This window comes from Flavobacterium aquariorum (genome assembly GCF_003254745.1).
GTDB lineage: Bacteria > Bacteroidota > Bacteroidia > Flavobacteriales > Flavobacteriaceae > Flavobacterium > Flavobacterium aquariorum.
Window position 1 is genome coordinate 1 of sequence record NZ_QKXH01000014.1, and the last position, 23,675, is coordinate 23,675.

Annotated in this window: 17 protein-coding genes; 2 read left to right on the forward strand and 15 right to left on the reverse strand. The window is 37.7% G+C overall.

Annotated features, from left to right (window positions below; all coding sequences use genetic code 11):
• Positions 1–229: 229 nt before the first annotated feature.
• From DOS84_RS17710 to DOS84_RS17775, 13 genes are all read right to left on the reverse strand, one after another.
• Positions 230–1,273: a tyrosine-type recombinase/integrase gene (locus DOS84_RS17710; protein ID WP_111411436.1), complete on the reverse strand. Its 1,044-nt coding sequence runs from the start codon at positions 1,271–1,273 to the stop codon at positions 230–232.
• A 484-nt stretch (positions 1,274–1,757) separates the two neighbouring features.
• A complete protein-coding gene (locus tag DOS84_RS17715; protein ID WP_111411437.1) occupies positions 1,758–3,185 on the reverse strand; it encodes a rubredoxin in 1,428 nt (475 codons plus the stop codon).
• A gap of 89 nt (positions 3,186–3,274) precedes the next feature.
• Positions 3,275–6,790, reverse strand: a complete 3,516-nt coding sequence (locus tag DOS84_RS17720) for a nitrate reductase (protein WP_111411438.1) — start codon at positions 6,788–6,790, stop codon at positions 3,275–3,277.
• A 587-nt stretch (positions 6,791–7,377) separates the two neighbouring features.
• A complete protein-coding gene (locus DOS84_RS17725; RefSeq protein WP_111411439.1) occupies positions 7,378–8,766 on the reverse strand; it encodes a CmpA/NrtA family ABC transporter substrate-binding protein in 1,389 nt (462 codons plus the stop codon).
• A gap of 370 nt (positions 8,767–9,136) precedes the next feature.
• Entirely contained in the window at positions 9,137–10,615 is a 1,479-nt protein-coding gene (locus DOS84_RS17730; protein WP_111411440.1) for an MFS transporter, read from the reverse strand.
• A gap of 256 nt (positions 10,616–10,871) precedes the next feature.
• Positions 10,872–11,531 (reverse strand): response regulator, encoded by a 660-nt coding sequence (locus tag DOS84_RS17735; RefSeq protein ID WP_111411441.1) that lies wholly within the window; start codon positions 11,529–11,531, stop codon positions 10,872–10,874.
• 293 nt (positions 11,532–11,824) lie between these two features.
• On the reverse strand, positions 11,825–13,576 hold the full coding sequence (locus tag DOS84_RS17740; RefSeq protein ID WP_243636399.1) for a sensor histidine kinase: 1,752 nt from the start codon (positions 13,574–13,576) through the stop codon (positions 11,825–11,827).
• Between the two features lie 124 nt (positions 13,577–13,700).
• Positions 13,701–14,288 (reverse strand): DUF4202 domain-containing protein, encoded by a 588-nt coding sequence (locus DOS84_RS17745; RefSeq protein ID WP_111411443.1) that lies wholly within the window; start codon positions 14,286–14,288, stop codon positions 13,701–13,703.
• A gap of 161 nt (positions 14,289–14,449) precedes the next feature.
• Positions 14,450–14,827, reverse strand: a complete 378-nt coding sequence (gene nirD / locus DOS84_RS17750) for a nitrite reductase small subunit NirD (RefSeq protein ID WP_111411444.1) — start codon at positions 14,825–14,827, stop codon at positions 14,450–14,452.
• Positions 14,828–14,927: 100 nt separating this feature from the next.
• Positions 14,928–17,435: a nitrite reductase large subunit NirB gene (gene nirB / locus DOS84_RS17755; protein WP_111411526.1), complete on the reverse strand. Its 2,508-nt coding sequence runs from the start codon at positions 17,433–17,435 to the stop codon at positions 14,928–14,930.
• A 397-nt stretch (positions 17,436–17,832) separates the two neighbouring features.
• Positions 17,833–18,078 carry a helix-turn-helix domain-containing protein gene (locus DOS84_RS17765; RefSeq protein ID WP_424320181.1) on the reverse strand — a complete coding sequence of 82 codons (246 nt, stop codon included), beginning with the start codon at positions 18,076–18,078 and terminating at the stop codon, positions 17,833–17,835.
• Positions 18,079–18,225: 147 nt separating this feature from the next.
• On the reverse strand, positions 18,226–18,591 hold the full coding sequence (locus DOS84_RS17770; protein ID WP_111411446.1) for a VOC family protein: 366 nt from the start codon (positions 18,589–18,591) through the stop codon (positions 18,226–18,228).
• 92 nt (positions 18,592–18,683) lie between these two features.
• Positions 18,684–19,052, reverse strand: a complete 369-nt coding sequence (locus DOS84_RS17775) for an iron chaperone (RefSeq protein ID WP_111411447.1) — start codon at positions 19,050–19,052, stop codon at positions 18,684–18,686.
• A 230-nt stretch (positions 19,053–19,282) separates the two neighbouring features.
• Between DOS84_RS17775 and katG the strand changes: the two genes are divergently transcribed.
• A complete protein-coding gene (gene katG, locus DOS84_RS17780; RefSeq protein ID WP_111411448.1) occupies positions 19,283–21,505 on the forward strand; it encodes a catalase/peroxidase HPI in 2,223 nt (740 codons plus the stop codon).
• Between the two features lie 69 nt (positions 21,506–21,574).
• On the opposite strand, the gene DOS84_RS17785 is transcribed toward katG, so the two are convergent.
• Positions 21,575–21,964, reverse strand: a complete 390-nt coding sequence (locus tag DOS84_RS17785; RefSeq protein WP_111411449.1) for a DUF1398 domain-containing protein — start codon at positions 21,962–21,964, stop codon at positions 21,575–21,577.
• 22 nt (positions 21,965–21,986) lie between these two features.
• The gene (locus tag DOS84_RS17790; RefSeq protein ID WP_111411450.1) at positions 21,987–22,421 is read right to left on the reverse strand and encodes an acyl-CoA thioesterase; all 435 of its coding nucleotides are present in this window, start codon (positions 22,419–22,421) and stop codon (positions 21,987–21,989) included.
• 306 nt (positions 22,422–22,727) lie between these two features.
• On the opposite strand from DOS84_RS17790, the gene DOS84_RS17795 reads away from it, so the two are divergent.
• Positions 22,728–23,546 (forward strand): helix-turn-helix domain-containing protein, encoded by an 819-nt coding sequence (locus DOS84_RS17795; RefSeq protein WP_111411451.1) that lies wholly within the window; start codon positions 22,728–22,730, stop codon positions 23,544–23,546.
• Positions 23,547–23,675: the final 129 nt, after the last annotated feature.

Here is a 23,675-nt window from a genome sequence, read left to right on the forward strand (position 1 = left end):
TCCAACTTTCCGACTTCTGCTGGCGATTCCAATTTTCACGCTTCTGCTTTGTAAATTTTCTGCGAGTTACAAACTTCATTTTCAAATCGGAATTACCTGCGTAATTTCGGCACAACTGCCCCATAACTAGTATATATGCGAAACAAACTTTCGCCTATCTACCAAACTGGTAGGTGTATATACGAAGTTTTATTTCGTTTTTTTGTTTTTCAAAAATAGCAAAAAATGATTACAAATCGTCAAAGGGACTTTTTATTTGTCGGATACTTTTCGTGCTTACATGAGTGTAGATTTCGGTAGTTCTGCTGCTGTTATGGCCCAATAATTCCTGTATGTAGCGCAAATCGGTACCGCTTTCCAATAAATGGGTGGCAAAGCTATGGCGAAGCCAGTGCAATGTAACGGGTTTTTGAATCCCAACTTTTTTTAAAGCTTGTTTTAATACAAGCTGCAAACTTCTGGAGTCGTAGGGAGAACCGGGAATTTGTCCCTCAAACAGATATGTGGTGGGTTTGAAAACTTTGTAATAATCTCGCAACATTTCCAATATCTTCGGACTTAAGGGCGTTATTCTGTCTTTCTTTCCTTTTGCGCTTTTTAAGAGCACCAGATTTCTTTTGGAATCGATATGAACGGGTTGCAACGCCAGCAACTCACCACAACGTAGTCCGCAACTATAAATTAAACTCAGCATCGTTTTGTGTTTGAGGTTACTATGGGCATTCAAAATCAGTTTTACTTCCTCTTTGCTCAAAACATTGGGGAGTGTTTTTTCACGTTTCGGACGATGAATTTTCTCGATTTCGATCTTAGTTTCTCGTATGGTGGAGAAAAACAACTTGACAGCATTGACGATTTGGTTTTGATACGAAGCGGACAAATTATTGTTCAAAATGTATTCGTTATTGTACCGAATAACATCGTCATTGTTAATTTCGGCTACCGTTTTGTCGTTGTAAAAGGTCAGAAAGGTTTTTAATGCTTCGGTATAGGTAGTTATGGTGCTATCACTGTAACGGCGGGACAATAACCAGCATTTGAATTTTTCTATTTGCGCGATTCCCTCAGTCGAAGGAAGTTTGATTGGCGTCTCGACAATTTGAAATAACATTCGGTTTTCAAAGGTGTCAGGCAAATGCCAAACGCCTAATGTTTGACTCCATCTGGATCCTTCTTGTTGCTTAATGCGATCAATCCAATCTTGATTTTTTTCGAAATAAATGGCGATACGGCTCTCGCCACCGCGTTTGATGAGTTTGGCTGTCCAGTTCATAAGGCGTATAGTTAATGTAAAGGCGTTTAGTTGAATGATAAAGATAAGTAAAAGATTGCATATTTTACAATTTAGATAGCAGGTTGCCGAATTAAGATTTCAGTTTGAAGGTTTTAACCTGAACGTGATTAGTATTTTTTGAAGCAGAAAGATGAGGCATTTTTAGGAAGCATTGGTCCCGCTATCCGCTACACACGAGCGATAGCGAACTGACGAAGTAATCTTGTGAACTGAACCCCAGTTCACAAGGATTTTTACTTCTATCGGGGCTAGAGGGAGGTATTTTGCAATTTTGCGATTATCCGAAAAAGGAAAGACTCTAATAATCGAATTCAGTTCTTGCAATAACGGGAAGCCGCGAGAAGGATGGGAGCAAGTTACCGAAGTAACGCGGACAGCCTGACAGCATAAAGAAAATGGGCCGACTCACCGCAATGATGAGTTGGCCCATTATCTTTATGGTGGCTCGCCCAGATAGTCTTGATTAAACCGAAGTTTCTATCAATGGGATGAAACTGCTTTTTGGGGCTTCGCATAACGAACAGCAGTAATCAGCTGGTAGGTCTTTGAAAAGCGTGCCTTTTTCGATTCCTTGAATGACATCTCCGTAGTCCGAATTATAGACTGTTAGGCATTCTTGGCATTGGTGGATGTCCTGTGCTTTGGTCTCTTTTTTGGTACTGGTGTTTTGGAATTCAAGTACGCTGTTACCTAGTTCACTAAAGTATTTTTTACTCAATTCGATTAGAATATTGGGCAATTCGAGTTTGTCAACATCTTGTGCGTGTACGATGTATTCCTTGGTGTTGGGGTCAAAGTTTTTGGCATACAAAATGTTGAAAGTATCTCGGATTTTGATGGATTCGAGGTCCTTTGGCGATTCATTTTTTTCGATGACCACCGAGGTGAAATAATGTCCGTCACGATTATAGTCGGATAGCCCGAAGGTAAGCCCATAGGTACTGATGTCGAACTGGTCAAGGGTGCGCACCAGAAAAGTTTTTAGGTTCAAAGCCCATTCTGTAGCTACAGGCAAGTGCCAGTTAAGTTCCAACAAGGAGTGACGGACGTTGATTCCTTTTTTGCCCAGAAATTTTTCCCAATCGAGTTTGCGTTCTTTTGGGATTCCTTTCACGATGAAGGATTTCCAAGGGGTGATACATATTTTTCCGATTTTGCAGTCGAAACACAAATCACACATTTCTTTTAGGAATTCCAGATCGTAGAGATTGTTGCGCCAGTAGAGTCCGAGCCAGTATTGGTCGATTCCGAGTCTGTTCATGCCTTCATAATAGGGGAAGGGGTAGAACGGGATGTTCAGCGGTTGGTCGATGGTTCTGTTGTTGGTGTCCAAGTCGCTTATGAGCTGAAAAATCATATCGACAGTATCGGGTTCTTCCTGAAGTATTTTTTCTATTTCGTAATAGATTTTGCCAATGTCCCAGCTGTAGATCAATACGGGGAAAAGTTCCATTTTGTCCCATTTTGGTAAACGCACATACAGGAACCAATAGTCTTCGTGATGCGAAGCTATAAAGTTGATGTGTCCCGTGAATAGAGGAACGAGCTGCTGTTTTGGGTCGGTTATGTTGACCTTGAGTTTCGGCTGTTCTTTGAATTGTTCCAGTATGTAAAGGAATTTGTTTCCGGTAAGCCAAGGTGTATTCCTGAAAATATCGGTTGATACATAGGAGGAAACGATGTTGTTGCCACTTTTTTCGTTGGGCAAAACAAAATGATGTTTCCCTATTTTTTCGGGAGTGTTATTTTTGAACCCTTTTGGGAATATAATGTCTTGTCTGGAACCAAAAGAGATGGCTTCAAGACCTTGCTCGAGTGCCATATTTACAATTTCTCGTAATTCCCCCGGAGATAATACTCCCCCTTTTACTATGAGTCTTGTTAATTCCATTTTGTCTTTTTTAGTGATTAGTGACTTGTAATTAGTTATTAGTCTCTGATAGTGCTTGGGACTATTCACTAATTACTAGTTACTACAATTTATTTACATTTAGCTAATATCTCTTTCACTTCGGTTTTACAACTGCCACAGCCGAGTCCCGCTCCGGTGGTTTTGCAAAGTTCGGTAAAGTTGGTAACACCACTTTTGATGCATTCTTCAATATTTCCGCTTCCTACCTGACTGCAGGAACAAACGAGTTTTCCTATTACGGGTTTGGCTTCGGAGCTGCTTCCTCTTAATAAGGTGTTACGTTTGTCGGCCAATTCGATTTTGCTTTCAATCATTGTTTTGAATTCGGCAAACTCATTTTTGTCACCCATTAGGATAGCACCTATGAGTAAATCGTTCTTGACGATACATTTTTTGTAGTAGCGTTTCCCTAAGTCGGCAAAAACAATTTCTTCGTAAGAATCGTCGTTTTCAGGTACTTCGATTTCACCGATAGAGCACAGATTAATGTCTTCCAGTTTCAGGATATTCATTAGTACTGATCCCTTGTAAAAACTGCTGATGTCGCCGGCAATAAAGTTAGCCAAAACATCGGCCTGTTCTTCGGCGGCAGAAGTGATTCCGAATAACATATTATTGAATTCGGCAATTTCTCCAATCGCAAATACATCGGGATGGGAAGTTTGTAAGTACTGGTTAACTTTTACGCCACGCCCGCAAGCGAGTCCCGTTTCCTTGGCTAATTCTATGTTTGGAATGGTTCCAATGGTGTAAACAATAGCATTGGCGGTAATGATTCGACCGCTTTTTAAAGCGATTTCCAATTCGTTGGCATTATCAGTTTCAAATACGGTGCTTACCTCGTTATCAAAATAGATTTGAATGTCTCTTTGCTGTACTTCTTCGGCCAATAATTTACTCGAGATTCTGTCCAATTGACGTTCCATTAATCTAGAAGCCCTTTGTATAATCGTTATTTTTACTTTTTTGTGTTTCAGCGCTGCAGCTAATTCTAATCCTAATAATCCTCCGCCAACAATTACAACGTGTTGTTCTTCAGTCGGTAAATTAGTTCCATCCAGATAGTTTTTTAGCTTGTCTGCATCGTTTTTCTTTCGGATGGTAAAGCGCCCGGGAAGATGCAGTTGAGCATTTTCAGGGATGAAAGGACGGCTTCCTGTTGCCATAATCAAGGTGTCAAATTGATGAACAACTTCGTTACTGTCGGTTATGGTTTTGTCGGTAGTATTTACGTTTTCGATAGCCACACCCGATTTCATCGTGATATTCAATTGGCTCATACCATCGCTTTTTATTTTCAAAAGGCTTTCCCAAGTAAATTCTCCAGTCACATATTCCGGTAGTAGAACGCGGTTGTAGAATGGATTTTCCTCATTGGAGAAAACGATGATTTCGTCAGTCGTATTGATTTCCCTGTAATTTTGGATGAAACGGAAAGCGGCGGCTCCGGCACCTACAACGGCGATTTTCTGGAACGGTTTTACATATTTTATTACCGATACTGTGGTGTATTTAAAATCCGGTTCTTTGGATATGGGATCTACAATGGTATTGGTCAGATTGTTGGTTCTGTTCAAATCGTTGTCCAGTTGTTTCCCCCAGTGCATTGGCAAAAATAGAACACCTTCTTTGATAGTGTCGGTCACTTTTGCTTTCACCCGAACTTCACCATTTTTACTGCTTACAACAACAATGTCACCATTTTTTATTTCAGACTTGTAAGCATCAATCGGGTTGATTTCGAGAACTGGGCTAGGAGTGTGGGTCATCAATCTGGACACTTTACCCGTTTTGGTCATAGTGTGCCATTGATCACGAATTCGTCCCGTAGTCAATATAAATGGATATTTTTCTGAAGGCTGTGGAGATGTGTTTTCAATACTCGTGGGAATATTGAAAATTGCTTTTTGCGAAGGCGTAAAGAATTTTTTATCGGCGAATAATCTTGGAGTTCCTGGATGTCCATAATCCGGAACTGGCCATTGAAAAGTACCTTCGTTTTTTAGTCGGGAATAGTTTAAATAGGAAACATCAATATTGGTGCCTTTGGTCATTAGGCAGTATTCTTTGTAAACAGCTTCAGTGTTGTTGAAGTTGAAACCAGAGAACTTCATTTTTTTTGCAAAATTCAGTAAGATTTCCACATCCGATAAAGCTTCACCTGGGGCATTGATTCCTTTAGGTAAATACGAAATACGACGCTCCGAGTTTGTCATTGTTCCCTCTTTTTCTAGCCATCCTGCGGCAGGCAACAATAAATCGGCAAACTTTGCAGTATCAGCATTGTGGGAGATGTCTTGAACGACTACAAATTTTGCATTTTGCAATGCTTTTTCAACTCTTCTTGCATCGGGTAAACTCACCATTGGATTGGTACAAATAATCCAAATAGCTTTCATTTTTCCGGATTCCAAGGCGTCAAACATTTCGGTAGCTGTCAATCCCGGTTTCTCGGAAATGGATTCCACTCCCCAAAAATCAGCAACTTCCTTACGATGTTCTGGATTGTTTAATTCTTTATGAACTGCCAGTAAATTGGCCATTCCGCCCACTTCTCGACCTCCCATTGCATTGGGTTGCCCCGTCAAAGAGAAAGGTCCTGAACCTGGTTTTCCTATTTGTCCCGTTACCAAAGAAAGGTTTAGTAAAGCGGTATTTTTATCAACACCAATGGCACTTTGGTTTAATCCCATGGCCCACATGGATATGAATCCTTTGGCTTTGCCAATAATATCAGCAGCAAGGTGAATGTCACTTACGGAAACCCCACATAATTTGGATGCTTTTTCATAGGAACTACCCATTACCAGGTCTTTGTAAGCCTTAAAGTTTTCGGTATGGTTACTTATGAAATCGAAATCGAGGTGTCCTTTTTCTATTAAACGTCTTCCTATGGCGTGGTATAGAACGATATCAGTTCCCGGGAGTATCTGCAAGTGCAAATCGGCTGCGATGGCCGAGTCAGTTCGTCTCGGGTCGACAACGATGATTTTTGTTTTTGGGTTTTTCTCTTTGTGTTGTTCGATTCGTCTGAATAGAATCGGGTGGCAAAAAGCTGGATTCGCACCTGTTATCAAGAAAGTGTCGGCAAGTTCTATATCGGCATAAGCAATCGGAACGGAGTCTTCGCCAAAGGTTTTTTTGTAACCTGCCACTGCCGAGCTCATGCAAAGTCTGGAGTTGGTGTCTATGTTGTTGGTTTTCAGGAAACCTTTTACTAGTTTGTTGACTAAATAATATTCTTCGGTTAAACATTGTCCAGATATGTAAAAACCTACGCTGTCTGGTCCGTGTTTTTTTATAATTGAAGAAAAAACAGCTGCTGCACGGTCAAGAGCGACATCCCAGCTTACTTTTTCTTTTGGATGTGATTTACTCCATCTCATTTCTGGATACAGTATTCTGTCCGAAGTATCATTAACCACATAATGTAAGTTCATTCCTTTAGAACAAAGCATTCCTCTGTTTACGGGATGGTCTTTGTCGCCTGTAACCGTCACTCCATTTTTAGAATCATTTTTTACAATAATTCCGCATCCTACTCCACAATAGGAACACGTAGTTTTGATTTCTGTATTTTGCATTATGTATGTCTTCGTTTATAAAGTAGCCTTGTAAGAATCATTATAGATGATATTACACAAACAAAAATAAGTAATAAATACGTATTAATACGTATAAAGTTGATTTTATTTCGATCTTAAGCCAAATAAAATTAGAATGGTAAAAATCAGTTGTCTTTTTTGAATTATTAAAAGTATTGGGTGTTATAGCAGATTAATAATTGTGTTTTTGCAAGTTTGGTGGGGAGAAGACAGAGAATTGAAAACTAAAAGCTGTAATCTGAACCTGTGATCTGAAATCTGCAATCTTACTTTGGGCGTGCCCCGTAGTCTCGTCCCAAAAGACGAGACTACAGGTCGTGCTGTACGTTCCCGCTTTTTTTCTTTATAAATTGCCTCGGGTTTTAATCCGTGGCAATTGATAAAGAAAAAAGAGCTCCACTGCCATCACTCACGCGGAATAAGAACATATTCAGTTTATTTATAAGAAATTCTAAACTAAAAAAAACTTGATGTATTTGTAAAATACATCAAGTTTTTAAGGAATAGGAAATTTGTTTTTTGTGGTATTAATTTACTTTTTACTAAGGAGAGTTTGTGATCAATTATTAATTTTTTAAGCCAATTTTAAAACCGTTAATATATTCGACGGGTTTTTTTCCATCATAGGACATATTGTCAATAAATTCGGTTGTTGCTGGTTTGAATCCATCAGTATATGGTATGTCAGTTTCTGTGATAAATCCTTCTTCCAACAATAGATTTGCGGCACGAATCCAAATATCCGGTTTGTAAACTTCTTTAATTTTGCTCAAATACCAATCGTTAGGCTTTGATTCCGTGATTTGTCCCCAACGTTTCATTTGGGTCATGAACCAAATTCCATCAGAGTAATATGGGTAAGTAGCATTGTATTTGAAGAAAACATTAAAATCGGGTATGGAGCGCACATCTCCTTTTTCAAATTCAAAAGTTCCAAGCATCGAATTGTCGATTACGTGTTTGTCTCCATCCACATAAGCCGATTTTGATAAGATACGGGTGGCTTCTTTTCGGTTTTCGGGATTGTCCAGCCATTTCCCTGCTTTGATTAATGCCTTTGTGATGGCTATGGAGGTGTTTGGATATTTTGAAACAAACTCTTTGGTCATTACAAATACTTTTTCAGGATGATTTTTCCATATCTCTCTGCTTGTTACAATGGGAACACCGATGGTTTCTTCAACCGCCTGCTGATTCCATGGTTCTCCAACGCAGTAGCCGTCAATCGTTCCTGATTTTAAGGTTTGAGGCATTTGTGGCGGAGCCGTAACATTCAGCAAAACATCTGCATCAGTATTTCCTTTGCTTCCTTGTATGTTATTATTGTTGTAAAAACCAGGATTAATACCGCCGGCAGCCAACCAATATCGCAATTGATAATTATGCGTTGAATAAGCCGCAACAATACCAAAAGTAAAAGGTTTGTTCATTTTTTTGTAAAAATTCAAGGCTGGTTTCAAAGCATAAGATGGAATAGGGTGTACAGGTCTGCCATATTCTTCTGGTATACTATCTTTCATTTTGGACCAGATAGAATTGGATACTGTTATGGCATTTCCGTTCAAATCCATGGAATAGGTGGTGACCAATTGAGCTTGTCTTCCACATCCCACGGCTGCTGCTATAGGTTGTCCAGCTAGCATTTGGGCTCCGTCAAGTTGATTGTCAACCACCTTGTCTAATATATCTCTCCAGTTGGCTTGAGCTTCTAAGGTTACAGCAAGTCCTTCATCGTCAAAATAACCTAAAAACTTAGCAATGGCGAGCGGTGCCATATCGGTTAGTTTTATGAATCCAATGGTTACGTTTGGTTTTTCCAATTGTAGTTTTTTTGTTTTCGGTGGACCTATACTTCTTTTTTTTAAAGTGGGATTACCGGGTATTACACTTTTAAAGCTGGTAACAGTGAATGCTATTAATAGTATAACTGTTAATTGTAAGGATAGTTTTTTCATGGTTATTGGTTTGGCTGTTAATACTTTAGTAAATATACGTAATAGTACTTATTTTGTAAAATTTAAATTACGTAGTTGGTGATTTTTGAGGAAATTAAAATTATAGGTTGTTCTTTATGTTTAAATCTTAAAAAATGGTTTTTAAAAAATGAAAATCATTATTTTTAGAAGTGATTTTAGTAATCTAAAGTTTGGTAATTATTTAAAAAAGTGTTGATTAGTAGTTAATTGTGGTTTTTAATCGAAATATTGTTTTTTAGTCTTCTGAAAATTTTTCACTAGACTTTTTCTTTATTTATAAAAAAAAGCTGCTTCCAAAATGGCAATTTTTTTGGAAGCAGCTATACACAAGTAATTAAAATGGAAATTATTATTTTCTATCCATTTCTTTGGATAAGATAGGTTGTTTTTCGTTCATGATTTTGGTGACAGTCATGTGCATCCATATCAAGCAGACTGCAGATAATAGTAATATAAAAATCCAGGAGCTTGACCAAATTCCGGTAGCGGTCAATAGATATCCAAAGATGATTGGTCCAAAGAAACCACCAAGTCCACCGATCATTCCAACCATACCACCTACAACTCCTACTTCGGTAGGGAAATATTCTGGGATGTGTTTGTAAACGGCGGCTTTACCAATTCCCCATGAAATCCCGATAAGGATGACCAATACGAGATACACCCACATATTGGCGCTAAAATGAATGGCTGTTACTCCTTTGGCAATAAGTTCTTTTTTCTTTACTTCTTGATTTTCGGCCACAACCACTTGTTGCCAAGAATTACGTGTTGGGAATATGGTGTTTTCTAATGGTTTATTTACTTTCAGATTGATAGGGAATTCTTTTTCGCCTACTTTAACAAGAGTATTTGAAACTGCTGTGATGATTCCTTTTTTGGTTGCCATAACTCCTGGACCGGATGTGGTAATGTCCATTTTTGGGATCATTAGTAAGGCACTTAGAATTACAGACGAGCTCAATACCCAATACATTACTTTTCGGGCTCCGAATTTATCGGATAAAAAGCCACCAAAAGCACGAATCACCCCTGACGGTAAGCTGAACATAGTTGCAAACATTCCGCCCATCACCAAACTAGTTTGATATACGTTCATAAAGTTCGGCAATAGCCATTGTGAATAAGCAACGAAACAACCAAATACTAAGAAGTAATAGGCTCCAAATCTCCAAACTCGGGTGTTTTTTAAAGATTGTAGCATTTGGGGTACACTTTTGGTTTGGTTTTCATTTTTTTTGTTTTTGGTAAAAAGCAAAAAGACAATACCAATTACGACCAATGCCGTTCCGTATATAACTGGAAGTAGTTTCCATCCATTTTGGGGGTCTGATATAGAGAATTCATTTAATAAAGAAGGTGCCAAAAACGTGGTGATAGCAGCACCGGCATTGCCCATTCCGAAAATTCCCAATGCTCTTCCTTGCCATTCTTTTGGATACCAAATGGAAGTAAAGCCAATTCCTACTGCAAAGCTGGTTCCAACCATGCCAAATAAAAAACTTAGCAATGCAAACATGAAAAAACTATCTGCAAAAGGCAACAGAAACAAAGGAATAGAACAGAGCAGAAGTAATAAAGAGAATACGTATTTACCACCAAATTTATCGGTTAGCATACCTATTGGCAAACGCATTACAGATCCCGTTAAAATTGGAATTCCTAAAAGCCATCCTACTTGGACTACATCCCATTTGAAGATTCCATTATCTACCAAAAAAGTGACAAGAACTCCATTGAGAGTCCAACAGGCGAAGCACACCGTAAAGGCTAATGTGTTTAAAAATAAAATACGGTGCGATTGTGAGAGGGAGTTTGTTGTTGACATAATACTTATTATTTTTATACAAAACTAAGTAGTATGTTCTAATAAAAAATTGCGTTTTCGCAGTTTTTGAAAAATAATTAAGTATTTATACGTATATTTTTAATTAAAGTAACTAAGTTGATGAGAAGCTTAGTTGCTAAGTTTATAAAATAGGAAACGCCAAATCTCTAAGTACTGATCTGGCGTCTATATTTTTTAAACCTTTAAACTTTAAAAAAAAATCTTAGAATCTTAGTATCTCAGATTCTTAGCATCTCTAAAGAAGCGAATATTCTGCGGCCTTATTGGAAAGTTCCATCAGGTTTTTTACTTTTAATTTTTTCATCAAATTGAATCGATGTACTTCAGCAGTTCTTTTACTGATGTCCAAGGCTTCTGCAATTTCTTTATTTCCTTTTCCTGTCAATAAAAGTTTTAGAATTTCTTTCTCTCTTTTTGTAATTACTTGGTCTTCTCCTAAAGATTGTTTGGGTTCTGCAGTAAGTACAGGATTGGTTAATTGACCAATTAATATAGATGAAATGTCACCACTGAAATATTTCCCGCCATTGGCAACGGTATGAAGTGCTTTTAGAAATTCTTCTTTGCTGGATCCTTTAAGTAAGTATCCGTCGGCTCCGGCTTGAATAGATTTCAATACGTATTCTTCGGATTCATGCATGGAAAGCATTACAATTTTCACCAAGTTGTTTTTGCTTCTTAGTTGTTCTACGACTTCAATACCGGTCATATTTGGCATCCGAATATCAAGAATAAGTAAATCGGGTTGGAGATTGTCTATTAAGGATAATGCTTCCAGACCGTCTGTAGCTTCGCCTACAACAGTGATGTTTGCTTCGTTTTCCAATAAAGATTTTATGCCATCTCTCACAAATACGTGGTCGTCTGCAAGAATTACTCGAATTTTATCACTCATAATGTACTTATTGTTCAATCCTATTTTTTACGTAGATTCATCTAATTTAAGACGCTAAGATACGTAATTTTCAATTTCAATAACAATTTCAATAGCAAAAAACAATTTTAAAAAAGCAAAACTTTATAAGGTTCTTTGTTGGAAATAGTTGTTTTAAGTCGCTGAGTTGCGTGAAGGATAAAAGCTAGCTACCGAAGTAGCGCGGATAGCCTGACAGCATAAAGAGAAGGAACCGAATATGCGGTTTCAAAATCAGGTTCCTTCTCTTTATGGTGGCACGCCCTAATTTTCTTTTATATTGGAACATTAAAGGTAATCCTAGTTCCTTCATTTGGAATAGAATTAAAGAAAACGCGACCGTTAATATATTGTATCCTTTCTTTCATAAAGAGCATGCCCATTCCGGATTCGCTGTTTCTCTTTTTTTCGACGGCATTAATATCAAATCCTTTTCCGTTATCGTCAACAGTGATACTCAATAGCGTGGCACTATGCGAAAGCTGCACTATGATATGTGTAGAATCGGCATATTTGATCGCATTGTTGATTGCTTCCTGTGTCAATCGATAAATATTAATTTCGATTAAAGAATCCAATCGGCTGTTGAAATCTGTTTTGTTGTAAAAGAGAATGTTCTTGCCTGTAAGTTTTGAAAGTTCCAAAGTGAGTTTAGCAAGAGCCGAATTGATTCCGTGGTCACTCAATTCCGGAGGCATCAAATTGAATGTGGCAGTGCGAACACCTTTGATGATGTCAAGGGTTAGTTTTTTTAGATATTCTATTTTTACGGTGGATTTTTCCTTGTCGTCCAGATTGATGCTTTCGAGACTAAATTTTAATCCAGTTAGCATTTGTCCTATTCCATCGTGAATTTCTCTTGCGATTCGGTTTTGTTCGTTTTCCTGATTTTCGACAATCTTGCTCGAAATAACTTTTTGTTGGCTTAGTTTGTCGGCAACATTGGCCGCATTCAGGCGTTCCACTTCCTGTACCGCTTTTTTACGTTCGGTAATATCGAAACAAATAATTAATAGTTCCGATTCATCTTTTTTTATCGTTACCGGCACCATCGATAAATCCAACCAAAGTGATTGCTCGTTACGAGTGGTGATGTTCAATTCTCCTTGCCAACCTCTGCGATGGTTTTCGAGTACGATTCGGTCGATGATAAGTTGTTCTTTTTCAACAGGAGTCAATACCTGTCCGAATTTTTTATCCGAAAGGAAAGGATTGTATTGTATTAATTTGGAGAATTTCTCGCCAATGTGGATGATGGTTCCATCTGTGGCAATTCGGCAATAGAGTAGGGTATTTTCCATTGCATAATTGAGCGATTTCAATTCTTTTACGGAATTTTCTTTGGCTTCGCTGATGATTTCAGTATCCTGGGCAAGTTTTATTGCTTTTCTTTCTGAAGATAGGAGGTTGGAAATTAGCGATTCCACTTTCTTGTTGGTTGGTTTGAAAATGAATATAAATTCCAGTAATAAAACCAATAGGGTAAAAGCGAGAATAGCATATTCAGTTTTGCTTTGTCGGGTTACTTTTTCTAAAGCTTCTTTATCGTATTCGCCAACAATTTGGTTCATTTCCGATAGAAAAACAGCTTCATTGTCGAGTATGGTCTTAACTAATTTTTTGTTTTGCTGCTCGTTTTTATTTTGTTTTTTATTATCCAAAAAAGTACTGCTTGCCTCAAGTAAAGTATCAAAATTAGGCTTTAGATTTTCAAAATATTGGACTAGGATGGGATTTTTTTCTTTTGGAAAACCCAAGCTGTCATTTCCGTTTACCAATGAATAATGATTGGATTTCCATTCGGATATAGTTTCAGAAACTTTATCGATTTGTTTCTTTTTTTGCAAAGAATCGGTAATGAAATTAAGAATCAAAATTTCTTTAGTCAATCTTTGGCTTAGCATTCTTTGCTTTCCGGATATGTTTATTATTCGGGAATCGCTGAGTTGACTATTTAGGTTGTATTGAATAAGGAGCTGGCTCAAAAGTACTGTTACAGCAATAGTAACTAAGGCGAATAGATACATTCGCCTTAGTTTTATAAATGAAATTTTATCTAAAGAGACTTTGGATTTTTTTTTCATGTGAAATACTGTAACTGTTTTTTAAATCCGAGTTTCAGTTTTTTATTTGCCAATTTTAAAGAATAATTTACAATCCCAAAGAGTCTTTAATTAGTTGAAGATTTTCTGGGGTATAATTGATTTTCAGCGCTTCCTGATGTCCTTTGTCAGACATTTTGTTCCAGGTTTTCAGAATAATATTTTTCATTTTCTCGATATCATGTTTGGAGGCAAAAGCATCAAAATAAAATTCTAAAAACACTAAACAAATAACGTCCTCCAAAAGTTGAGTTTCTTCGTCTTTTTTGAGTAGCTTTTTTTCGATCAAAAAGGAAACGCGGTCGATAAAGGTATCTTCGTAGCCTGCTTTTTTTAAGATTTCGGAAGTTAGTTTGGCATGAAATTTTTTTAAATCCTCTCGCCATTTCAAATACCCCACACGATCCATGGGATAGGATTCTCTTGCTATTTTCCAACGGCAAATGTGTTGTGCTTTGGCTGCTATTTGAACGGCTTCTGACGCATCGGGCTGAAAAGCCATCAGTCTTTCATACATTCTATCGGAGTATAATAACTCTTTTGGGTAGGTTACGTCTTGGTAAATTTCGCTGTTTGGATCGGCTTCGTTTTCGGCATCAATCCAAGCACTGGCGTTTAGGAATGGGATAGTTTTCATTTGGAATAGTATATATTCAAAGATAGTAAAGGTTTTGAAATAAGGTATGCAAAATTTAACGAAGTTATTTTAGTCTTTTTCAAGGTAGAAAATAATTGAATAACTATAGAAATATAGTTAAGTAATTGTATGGTTTATTTCGAAACATTTACGCATATACATTATTCTAAAAACCCAACGAATACTTCATCTCCTTCCACTTTTACCGGATAGGTCGCAATTTTGTAATCGTCACCGTTTAGATTGGAACCATCAACCAATGAAAATGTTTTTTTGTGCATCGGACAGGCAATTTTAGGAACTCCATCAGCAGAGCCGGTCATTCCTCTTGATAAAACCATTTCCATTTTGTGTGGACAGGCATTTTGACAAGCATACCATTCATTTCTTCTTTCGAAATTGAAAATAGCAATTTGTTTGTTTTTGTATTTGATGCAACCGCCTCTGTTACTTGGAAAATCTTTGATGCTTCCGGCTTTGAACCAAATTTTTACTGCGTTTAGGTTTACGGTTTCGTATTGGCTTAATAGTTCTTCCATGGGATTTAGTTTTGTTTTCTGATCCCAGCCCCACTCTGAGGAGTAGCGGAGCCAAGATTAGAAATATTATTTGTTTTTTTAATTCTTGCTAATTTGTGTTTTACCAAGGTCTCGGCATTTTTTGTTCTCTTAGCGGAACAAACTCTATATTATCATCTTTCTCATCAGTGTTAACAAAGTGGCTGAAACGTTTCAATAATCTTGGTTTTTCCAATACTTGTTTCCATTCACATTCAAAAGTGCCAACAAGAGATTCCATTTCTGTTTCCAGCGCTTCGCAGATTCCCAGACGGTCAAATATGATTACCTCTTTTAGGTAATCCATTCCGCCTTCCAGTTTGTCAAGCCAAGTGGCAGTTCTAACCAGTGGTCCTGCAGTACGGATGTAGTACATCAAGAAACGGTCTAAGTATTTGATGACAGTTGCTTTGTCGATTTGTTCGGCCAATAAAACGGCGTGTTTTGGATTGGCACCGCCATTTCCGCAGATGTAAAGATTCCATCCGCCCTCTACAGCAATTAAACCAAAATCTTTTCCTCTTGCCTCGGCACATTCTCTGATACAGGCCGAAACTCCGCCTTTTATTTTGTGAGGGGCACGAATACCTTTGTAACGGTTTTCAAGTTCGATGGCAAAACCGGCGCTATCATCCATTCCGTAACGACACCAAGTGTTACCGACACAGCTTTTTACGGCTCTTAACGATTTTCCGTAAGCGTGACCGCTTTCAAAACCATTGTCAATTAGTACTTTCCAAATTTTTGGTAAATCATCTAAGTGGGCGCCGAATAAATCCACACGTTGTGCTCCGGTTATTTTTGTGTATAGGTCAAATTGTTTAGCGACTTCACCAATCACGATTAGTTTTTCGGCAGTGATTTCACCACCGGCAACTCTTGGCACTACCGAGTAGGTTCCGTTTCTTTGGATATTAGCCAGGAATCGGTCATTGGTGTCTTGGGTGGTAACGTGTTTGTTGGCTGTGTCGTTGTAGATACTTGAGAAAATAGAAGCGACTACCGGTTTGCAAACTTCGCAGCCATCACCGTTTCCGTGATGATCGATTACTTCGTAATAGTTAGTGTATTTATTGATTTTTACGATATCAAATAATTCTTGTCTGGTGTAATGAAAGTGCTCGCAAATGGTATCTTTGACTTCTTTTCCAAGTGATTTTTGAGTGGCTTTTACAATATCCACAACCATTGGCTTGCAACCACCACAGCCTGTTGTTGCTTTGGTCAATTTCACCACATCGGCAAAAGTACTTGCAGTTCCATCGATAAGCGAGCAACAAAGTGCGCCTTTGGTTACGTTCTCGCAGGAACAGATTACTGCCGTGTCAGGCAAGTCGGCTGCACTTCCCAATGTAGATCCTTCACCACCACGAGAACCTAGAATTAAATCTTCTGGATTTGTAGGTAACGCTAGAGCGTTAGCGTAAATTTGGAATAGCCCATTATAATCTGATGAATCTCCTACAAGGATTCCTCCCAATAATGTTTTTCCGTCTTTGGTGACATTGATTCTTTTGTAAATGCCACTGAATTTGTTTTCGTAAACAATAGCAGTAACATTTTCATTTTCGATAAAAGGATCACCAAAACTCGCAACTTCAACTCCAATTAATTTCAATTGAGTAGACATATCGATGGTATCTCTCATCGTTTTATCCCCTTTGAGGATTTGCTCGGCGGCAACATCGGCCATTTCATAGCCAGGAGCCACAAGACCATAAATCATTTGATTGTATAAGGCAACCTCACCAATGGCATAAATATTAGGATCTGATGTTTGCATTTTATTATTTACCACAATACCGCCTCTAACGCCTACTTCAAGTCCGGAAACTCTTCCTAGTTCGTCGCGGGGCTTTATTCCGGCCGATATAACCAACATATCTACCTTTAACAATTCATCATTGGCAAACATCATTCCTTTTATGCTCTCTTCTCCATCTATATATTGGGTTGCTTTATTGAGATGGATCCCTATATTCAATTCTTCTATTTTGGATTGAAGCATATCGCTAGCGCCTTGGTCCAATTGTCTGGGCATCAAGCGTGGTGCAAATTCAACTACATGAGGGTTTAAACCTAAGTCACGTACAGCTTTTGCAGCTTCCAATCCCAATAATCCGCCACCAAGAACAGCGGCTTCGGTAGCGCCGTTGGCTTTTATTTTTTTTGCATAACTCATTATGGCATCTAAGTCCTCTATAGTTCTGTAAACAAAGACTCCTTCTTTTTCAACGCCATCTATTGGCGGTACAAAAGCGGCTGATCCTGTTGCCAAAACTAAGTAATCATACTCATATGTTTTTTCTAAGTGCGTATGTATTGTTTTTTGATCTCTATTGATATCAGTAATTAACTCCGAAGTGTTTAATAGGATATTGTTTTCTTTATACCACGCTGTTGTTGAGAGCGACAGATCGTCAGCGGTCTTGCCTGCAAAGTATTCACTCAAGTGAACTCTGTTATAAGCGCGTCTTGGTTCTTCTCCAAATACTGTAATTTGATAATTTTCTTGCCCAGATTTCGAAATGAATTTCTCGCAAAATTTATAACCTACCATGCCGTTTCCGACTACTATCACATTAATCATAATCATTTAATTAAGTATTACTACGCAAACATACGTATAAATACTTAATTTAAATACTTATTTTTTTATTTTTTTTCTAAAATAGAATCATTTTTAATTGCAATCACCTAAATTTAGAATAAATATGTAGTTTGATTCACTTCGTCAGTTCGCTATCGCTTGTGTGGGCGTGCCCCCGCTGTACAACATTTTAATTCCTAAGTACATTTTTGCTCCTGCGGGGTCAGGCTATACGCTGTATTCCCGATTAATAAAAATTACGGCAAAAAAGCCTTGTTTTTCTAAATCGGGAGATGCCGCTTCCATCCTTCACGCAATTTCTGCATATAAGGGGACTTTGTGGGTTGAAGAATTAGGGATATTAAAATTGGATGTATGTTAAATTAACAATATTCCTCTAATTTAAGATTCTATATTCATTAGGGGTATTGCCTACATGCTGTTTGAAGAAACGAGTGAAATGCTGCGGATATTTAAATCCCAATTCATAAGCAACTTCATTGATGGTTTTGGTAGTATCAAATATTTTGTCTTTGGCGACATTAATAATTTTGTTTTGAATGTATTCCTGAGCTGTTTTTCCGGTTTCTTTCTTAATTATATCACTTACTATAATTTGAAAGAGGTTAAGAGTGACATTTATTCATTCCTAGTAAGGATTTTTAAATGAAATGAAAATTATTCTTATAAAAACCACAGCCCTAGCCCTGATGGAAGGGAAAATCCTTTTTTCAGGCTATTTTTTTTAGCCTAAAAAAAGATTGGAATGACAGCAGGTACAAGCTCCTAATTATTTCTTAAACTCCCCAATGTGCCAGAGAATACCTGAAGGGTCGTGGATAAAACATTCTTTGCCCCAATCCATTTCGCGGATCGGAACTAATTTTATAGTTTCATATTTGGCGGACAAGTTCAATTCCAAAAGGTCAGTCCAAAATTGGTTTACATCTTCGACTTCCAAAAAGAGCATGGTATTGTCTATCCAGTCTTTCACATAGGCGTCCTGCAGGTAGAACCCAATGCCTTTGGTTTCAAAATAAGAGAAATTGGGAGCCAATATAATTTCCGTAAAACCCAAATCTTGATAAAAGCGTCGTGATATTCCAAAGTTTTTGGAACCTATAAATGGTCTTATAGATTTGGCTTTGTGTTCCATATTTTTTTTAGATATTAAGTTTATGAGATGCTAAGATAATAAGTAAAAAGAGGTTTTTAAATTATCGGCTTTAATCTTCGAAACTTAGCCACTTAGCTTTTACTGAATTTTTGTTCGTTTTCTTTTACTCTAAAGGTAACAATTTGCTCAATCAGCCAATATGGAATTGGGTGGTCAATAGGAAATTGAACGGATCCTTTTCCCTGTTTATAATTGGAAAGTTCATTGGAAAACTCAGTGTGTCCAGTTGGTGTGGCATAAAAGCCGATATGTTTTTTATTTCCCGCAAAATAGACCAGGGGTTTTCCGTATGTCTTGTAGGCGGGCATTCCGTAAGATATGCTCTCAACGGCTTCTGGCGCTTTTTTGATAATGGTCTTTCGAACTTCTTGCAAAAGAGTCTGTATGTCTTTTGGGAAAGTTGAAATGTATTCGTCAACAGATTTGAAATCAGTTTTCATAGCTATTGTTTTTAAGTATATTAGTTATCAACTTCCAATTTAAATAGTTGTCAAGAAATGAGATTTTTTGAAAGGCTAAATTACAAATAAAAAAGCTGCTTGGATCAAATTCAGAATTATTCTAAACTAAAATTCTGTATTACAACTATAATTTTTATCTATTGAAAAAATAATTTAGATAAAAATAATTTTGGTATATTCGTTGGTAAGTTTTTAAAAATCATCACATTATGGAAAATAACGAAAATCAAAATTCTGGCGGCGAAGGGAAATGTCCATTCTCTGGAGCCAGCTCAAAACAAAGTGCCGGATCAGGTACGAGAAACAATGATTGGTGGCCCAACCAGTTGAAATTAAATGTCCTTCGTCAACACTCATCGCTATCCAATCCGATGGGAGAGACGTTCAATTATGCCGAAGCATTCAAGAGCCTTGATTTGGCAGCCGTGAAAAAAGATCTTTTCGATTTAATGACCGATTCTCAGGACTGGTGGCCAGCCGATTATGGCCATTATGGACCGTTCTTTATTCGAATGGCATGGCATAGTGCAGGTACTTATCGTATTGCAGACGGTCGCGGAGGTGGTGGGGCTGGTACCCAACGATTTGCTCCACTCAACAGTTGGCCAGACAATGTGAATCTTGATAAAGCGCGTTTGCTGTTATGGCCAATCAAACAGAAATATGGCAAAAAAATTTCATGGGCAGACTTGATGATTCTGGCTGGGAATTGTGCACTTGAGTCCATGGGACTCAAGACTTTTGGTTTTGGAGGAGGTCGTGCAGATGTATGGGAACCGAATGAAGATATCTATTGGGGTTCCGAAGGGAAATGGTTGGAAGATAAACGCTATAGCGGTGACCGGGAATTGGAAACCCCTTTGGCAGCCGTTCAGATGGGTTTGATTTATGTGAATCCCGAAGGGCCTAACGGTAACCCGGACCCTCTTGCATCTGCCCGTGATATTAGGGAAACTTTTGCTCGTATGGCTATGAATGACGAGGAAACCGTTGCACTTATTGCCGGAGGACACACTTTTGGTAAAACCCATGGTGCTGCTGATCCAGGCGAGTATGTTGGTCCAGAACCTGCAGCTGCAGGGATTGAGGAGCAAGGACTTGGCTGGAAAAATACCTACGGTACCGGAAATGGGGAATATACCATTAGTAGCGGTCTTGAGGGAGCTTGGACAACAACACCCAATAAGTGGAGTAACAATTATTTCGAGAATATGTTTGGATTCGAATGGGAATTATCGAAAAGTCCAGCTGGTGCACATCAATGGAAACCAAAAAACGGAGCTGGGGCCGGTACAGTTCCTGATGCTCACAATCACTCAAAAAGTCACGCTCCAACCATGTTGACAGCTGATCTTGCTTTGAAGGTTGATCCTATTTATGAGCCAATTGCTAGGTACTTTCATCAAAATCCAGATGTCTTTGCCGATGCCTTTGCTCGTGCGTGGTTTAAACTGACACATCGTGACATGGGACCAATTGCGCGTTATTTGGGACCAGAGGTACCTAAAGAAGAACTGATTTGGCAGGATCCCATTCCAGCGGTAACACATCAATTAATTGACTACAATGATATTAATGGTTTGAAATCAAAAATACTGGCTTCAGGATTGTCTGTATCGCAATTGGTATCTACCGCTTGGGCTTCGGCATCAACATTCCGTGGATCAGATAAGCGTGGAGGTGCAAACGGAGCACGTATTCGTCTTGCTCCGCAAAAGGATTGGGAAGTCAATAATCCAACTCAGCTTTCGAACGTGTTGGCTACTCTTAAAGAGATTCAAACAGCATTCAATAGCGCCCAGTCTGGCGGAAAGCAAGTATCATTAGCCGACTTAATCGTTCTGGCTGGAGGTGTTGGAATTGAAAAAGCAGCTCAACAAGCTGGTCAAAACCTAACTGTTCCCTTTACACCCGGAAGAGCTGATGCTTCACAAGAACAAACGGATGTGGAATCTTTTGCAGTTCTAGAACCTGAAGCAGACGGTTTCAGAAATTATATAAAAACCCAATTTACTGTTTCAGCTGAAGAAATGCTGATTGACAAAGCACAATTATTAACGCTAACTGTACCCGAATTGACTGTTCTTGTTGGTGGTTTGCGTGTTCTTAATGCCAACTTTGACCAATCTAATCATGGAGTATTTACAAACCGCCCAGAATCATTGACTAATGATTTTTTCGTAAACTTGCTCGATTTTGGCACGACTTGGAAAGCTTCCCTTGATTCCAAAGAAGTATTTGAGGGGCGTGATCGCAAGACGGGTGCATTGAAGTGGACAGGAACTCGTGTGGATCTTATCTTTGGATCTAATTCAGAGCTTCGTGCTGTAGCTGAGGTTTATGGATGCAACGATTCTAAAGAATTGTTTGTAAACGATTTTATAGCCGCTTGGGATAAAGTAATGAATTTGGATCGTTTCGATTTGAATTAAAGAATTGCATTGTATAAAATTAAAAAAGTGGTCTGTTTTCAGACCACTTTTTTAATTTTATCATAAAACTTAAACCGAAATTTTTTCAATTAAAATTTCGGAACCTGATTGATCAAAATAAGTGCAGGTCATTTCAATAATATCAACTCTCCATCTTGCAATACCGCATTGACCAGCATGATTGCAAAACGTTAAATAATCGGTTTGGCCTTCTTGGTGCATCACTAAAAATTCGATAAATCGCTCTTTATTGGCTGATGGGGCAATTTTTATTTCATCATATTTTTCATCAGAAGCAACTGAGTAATTATTTACTCCATAATATTGAACATTGCCATCATTTACAAATGTATCGTATCCTTTTACTCCTAAAATGATTAAATCTTGTATGTAATTTGGGAAATCGGCACCACTTTTTACTTTAGAATGGGCTTCTTTTATTTGGGCTATTGTGAACATAATTAGATGTTTTTTTGATTAATTATAGCGAGATAAAATCAGCAGTTTTTGGAAAAATACTTAGGGCATCAACAACAACTTGTGGAGTTGGAGTAGCTAATTTACGGATTTTGGTATCCATCCAGGCGCCATCAACAGTAATAACGGCACACAATACATCTTCTTTGTAAAACTCATGAACAATTGACCAGCGTGAAGCATCAGCTTTCATTTTTGCCATTTTGGTTTGCATGATAATCTCGTCCGAGAGATTGATTTCTTTTCTGAAGACACATTCTTCCCTAAATAATATTGGGCCAATATGTTCCGATTGCATTACTCTTAATGTTAATCCTAATTGTGCTAGTATTTCAACACGGTGTTGTGCTCCAAAATCATAATAGGCACTGTGGCGTAAATGAAAATTAGGGTCTAAATCAGACCAGCGAAAGGACAGTTGTTTGCTAAATGTAGCCATGGGGTTTTTAATTTATTTGTATGTTTCTGTAAGCAAAGATAGAGAGGATTTTCAATTGTTACTCATAGCGATTGACTAAAATAATTTCTAACGCACGAATGATTATGAATTATTTTGTTGTTTTTTGATTGCAAATTTATGGGAGTTGTTCTGTCTCAAGCTTTCGCAAATCCGTCGGTTGCCACAGCCATTTTATATTGGAATAATAAAAGGTATTCTTGTCCAGAAATAACTTTGTTTTTGTAACTTTGAAAGTTATTTCTACTCAACTATATTTTTTAGTAAAAACACAACCAATCGATTGCAATGGATTCATCTAAAAATTTAGAGGATAAATATTATATTAAAGAGGTTGATACTGATGGGAAAAGTATCTATTGTTATCATGATCTTATGGGGGAATTGTTGATTCCTACACACAAGCATGATAAAGCTCAAATGTTATATTCAGAAGGAGGAATTGTCTATGTTACTACTGAAACTAAAACCTATTTTCTTCCTGCTCGACATTTTATATGGATTCCGCGAGGAATAGCACATAGCATTAATACTAGTTCTGAAAATGTTATGATGAGGAATTTGTATTTTCCAATTGATTCGAACGAAGATCCTTTTTATGACAAGGAAGGAATTTACCCCGTAAATGATTTATTACTGCAGATAATGTTATTCACGAACCGATGGAATGGAAATTTAGAAAAGGGGAGTAGAAATTTTGTCATCGCTAATGGAATTAAAGCGCTTTTGCCTGAAGTATGTCTGACCGATTTACCTTTGGCTTTGCCATCTCCAAAAGATATTCGCCTTAATAAAATTATTGTTCATTTAGATGAAAATCTGACCGAAACTATTTTGTTTTCTGATTTGGCAGAACGGTTTGGATTTAGTGAGCGTTCCTTGTCTCGTTTGTTTAAAAAAGATTTGGGAATGTCGTTTATTCAATATTTTACCATTCGAAGAATATTAAAGGCGATAGAATTGTTATTGGAAAAAAAACTATCCGTAAATGAAGTTGCCCGTGCCGTTGGGTATAATAGTGTTCCAACCTTTAGTAATACTTTTTTAAAGATTTTAGGAGCACGCCCATCTGATTACATAAATGGAGTCGAAATATTAAAAAAATAAAAAGTTATTTGTTCCAAAATTTCTATAAAATTGAAGAAGTATTTTTTTGTTTTGGATAAAATAATGAATTGAGAAAAAAATAAACTTTATTTTATCGAATCAGTAATTTTGATAAAAAAGAGCCCTTTT

Coding starts and splice junctions, on each gene's coding strand:
- DOS84_RS17775 (WP_111411447.1), bottom strand. CDS start 19,052: ATGAAAACTGATTTCAAATCTGTTGACGAATACATTTCAACTTTCCCA.
- DOS84_RS17790 (WP_111411450.1), bottom strand. CDS start 22,421: ATGGCTACATTTAGCAAACAACTGTCCTTTCGCTGGTCTGATTTAGAC.
- DOS84_RS17740 (WP_243636399.1), bottom strand. CDS start 13,576: ATGTATCTATTCGCCTTAGTTACTATTGCTGTAACAGTACTTTTGAGC.
- DOS84_RS17735 (WP_111411441.1), bottom strand. CDS start 11,531: ATGAGTGATAAAATTCGAGTAATTCTTGCAGACGACCACGTATTTGTG.
- nirD (WP_111411444.1), bottom strand. CDS start 14,827: ATGGAAGAACTATTAAGCCAATACGAAACCGTAAACCTAAACGCAGTA.
- DOS84_RS17725 (WP_111411439.1), bottom strand. CDS start 8,766: ATGAAAAAACTATCCTTACAATTAACAGTTATACTATTAATAGCATTC.
- katG (WP_111411448.1), top strand. CDS start 19,283: ATGGAAAATAACGAAAATCAAAATTCTGGCGGCGAAGGGAAATGTCCA.
- DOS84_RS17770 (WP_111411446.1), bottom strand. CDS start 18,591: ATGGAACACAAAGCCAAATCTATAAGACCATTTATAGGTTCCAAAAAC.
- nirB (WP_111411526.1), bottom strand. CDS start 17,435: ATGATTAATGTGATAGTAGTCGGAAACGGCATGGTAGGTTATAAATTT.
- DOS84_RS17710 (WP_111411436.1), bottom strand. CDS start 1,273: ATGAACTGGACAGCCAAACTCATCAAACGCGGTGGCGAGAGCCGTATC.
- DOS84_RS17730 (WP_111411440.1), bottom strand. CDS start 10,615: ATGTCAACAACAAACTCCCTCTCACAATCGCACCGTATTTTATTTTTA.
- DOS84_RS17785 (WP_111411449.1), bottom strand. CDS start 21,964: ATGTTCACAATAGCCCAAATAAAAGAAGCCCATTCTAAAGTAAAAAGT.
- DOS84_RS17745 (WP_111411443.1), bottom strand. CDS start 14,288: ATGAAAACTATCCCATTCCTAAACGCCAGTGCTTGGATTGATGCCGAA.
- DOS84_RS17715 (WP_111411437.1), bottom strand. CDS start 3,185: ATGGAATTAACAAGACTCATAGTAAAAGGGGGAGTATTATCTCCGGGG.
- DOS84_RS17720 (WP_111411438.1), bottom strand. CDS start 6,790: ATGCAAAATACAGAAATCAAAACTACGTGTTCCTATTGTGGAGTAGGA.
- DOS84_RS17795 (WP_111411451.1), top strand. CDS start 22,728: ATGGATTCATCTAAAAATTTAGAGGATAAATATTATATTAAAGAGGTT.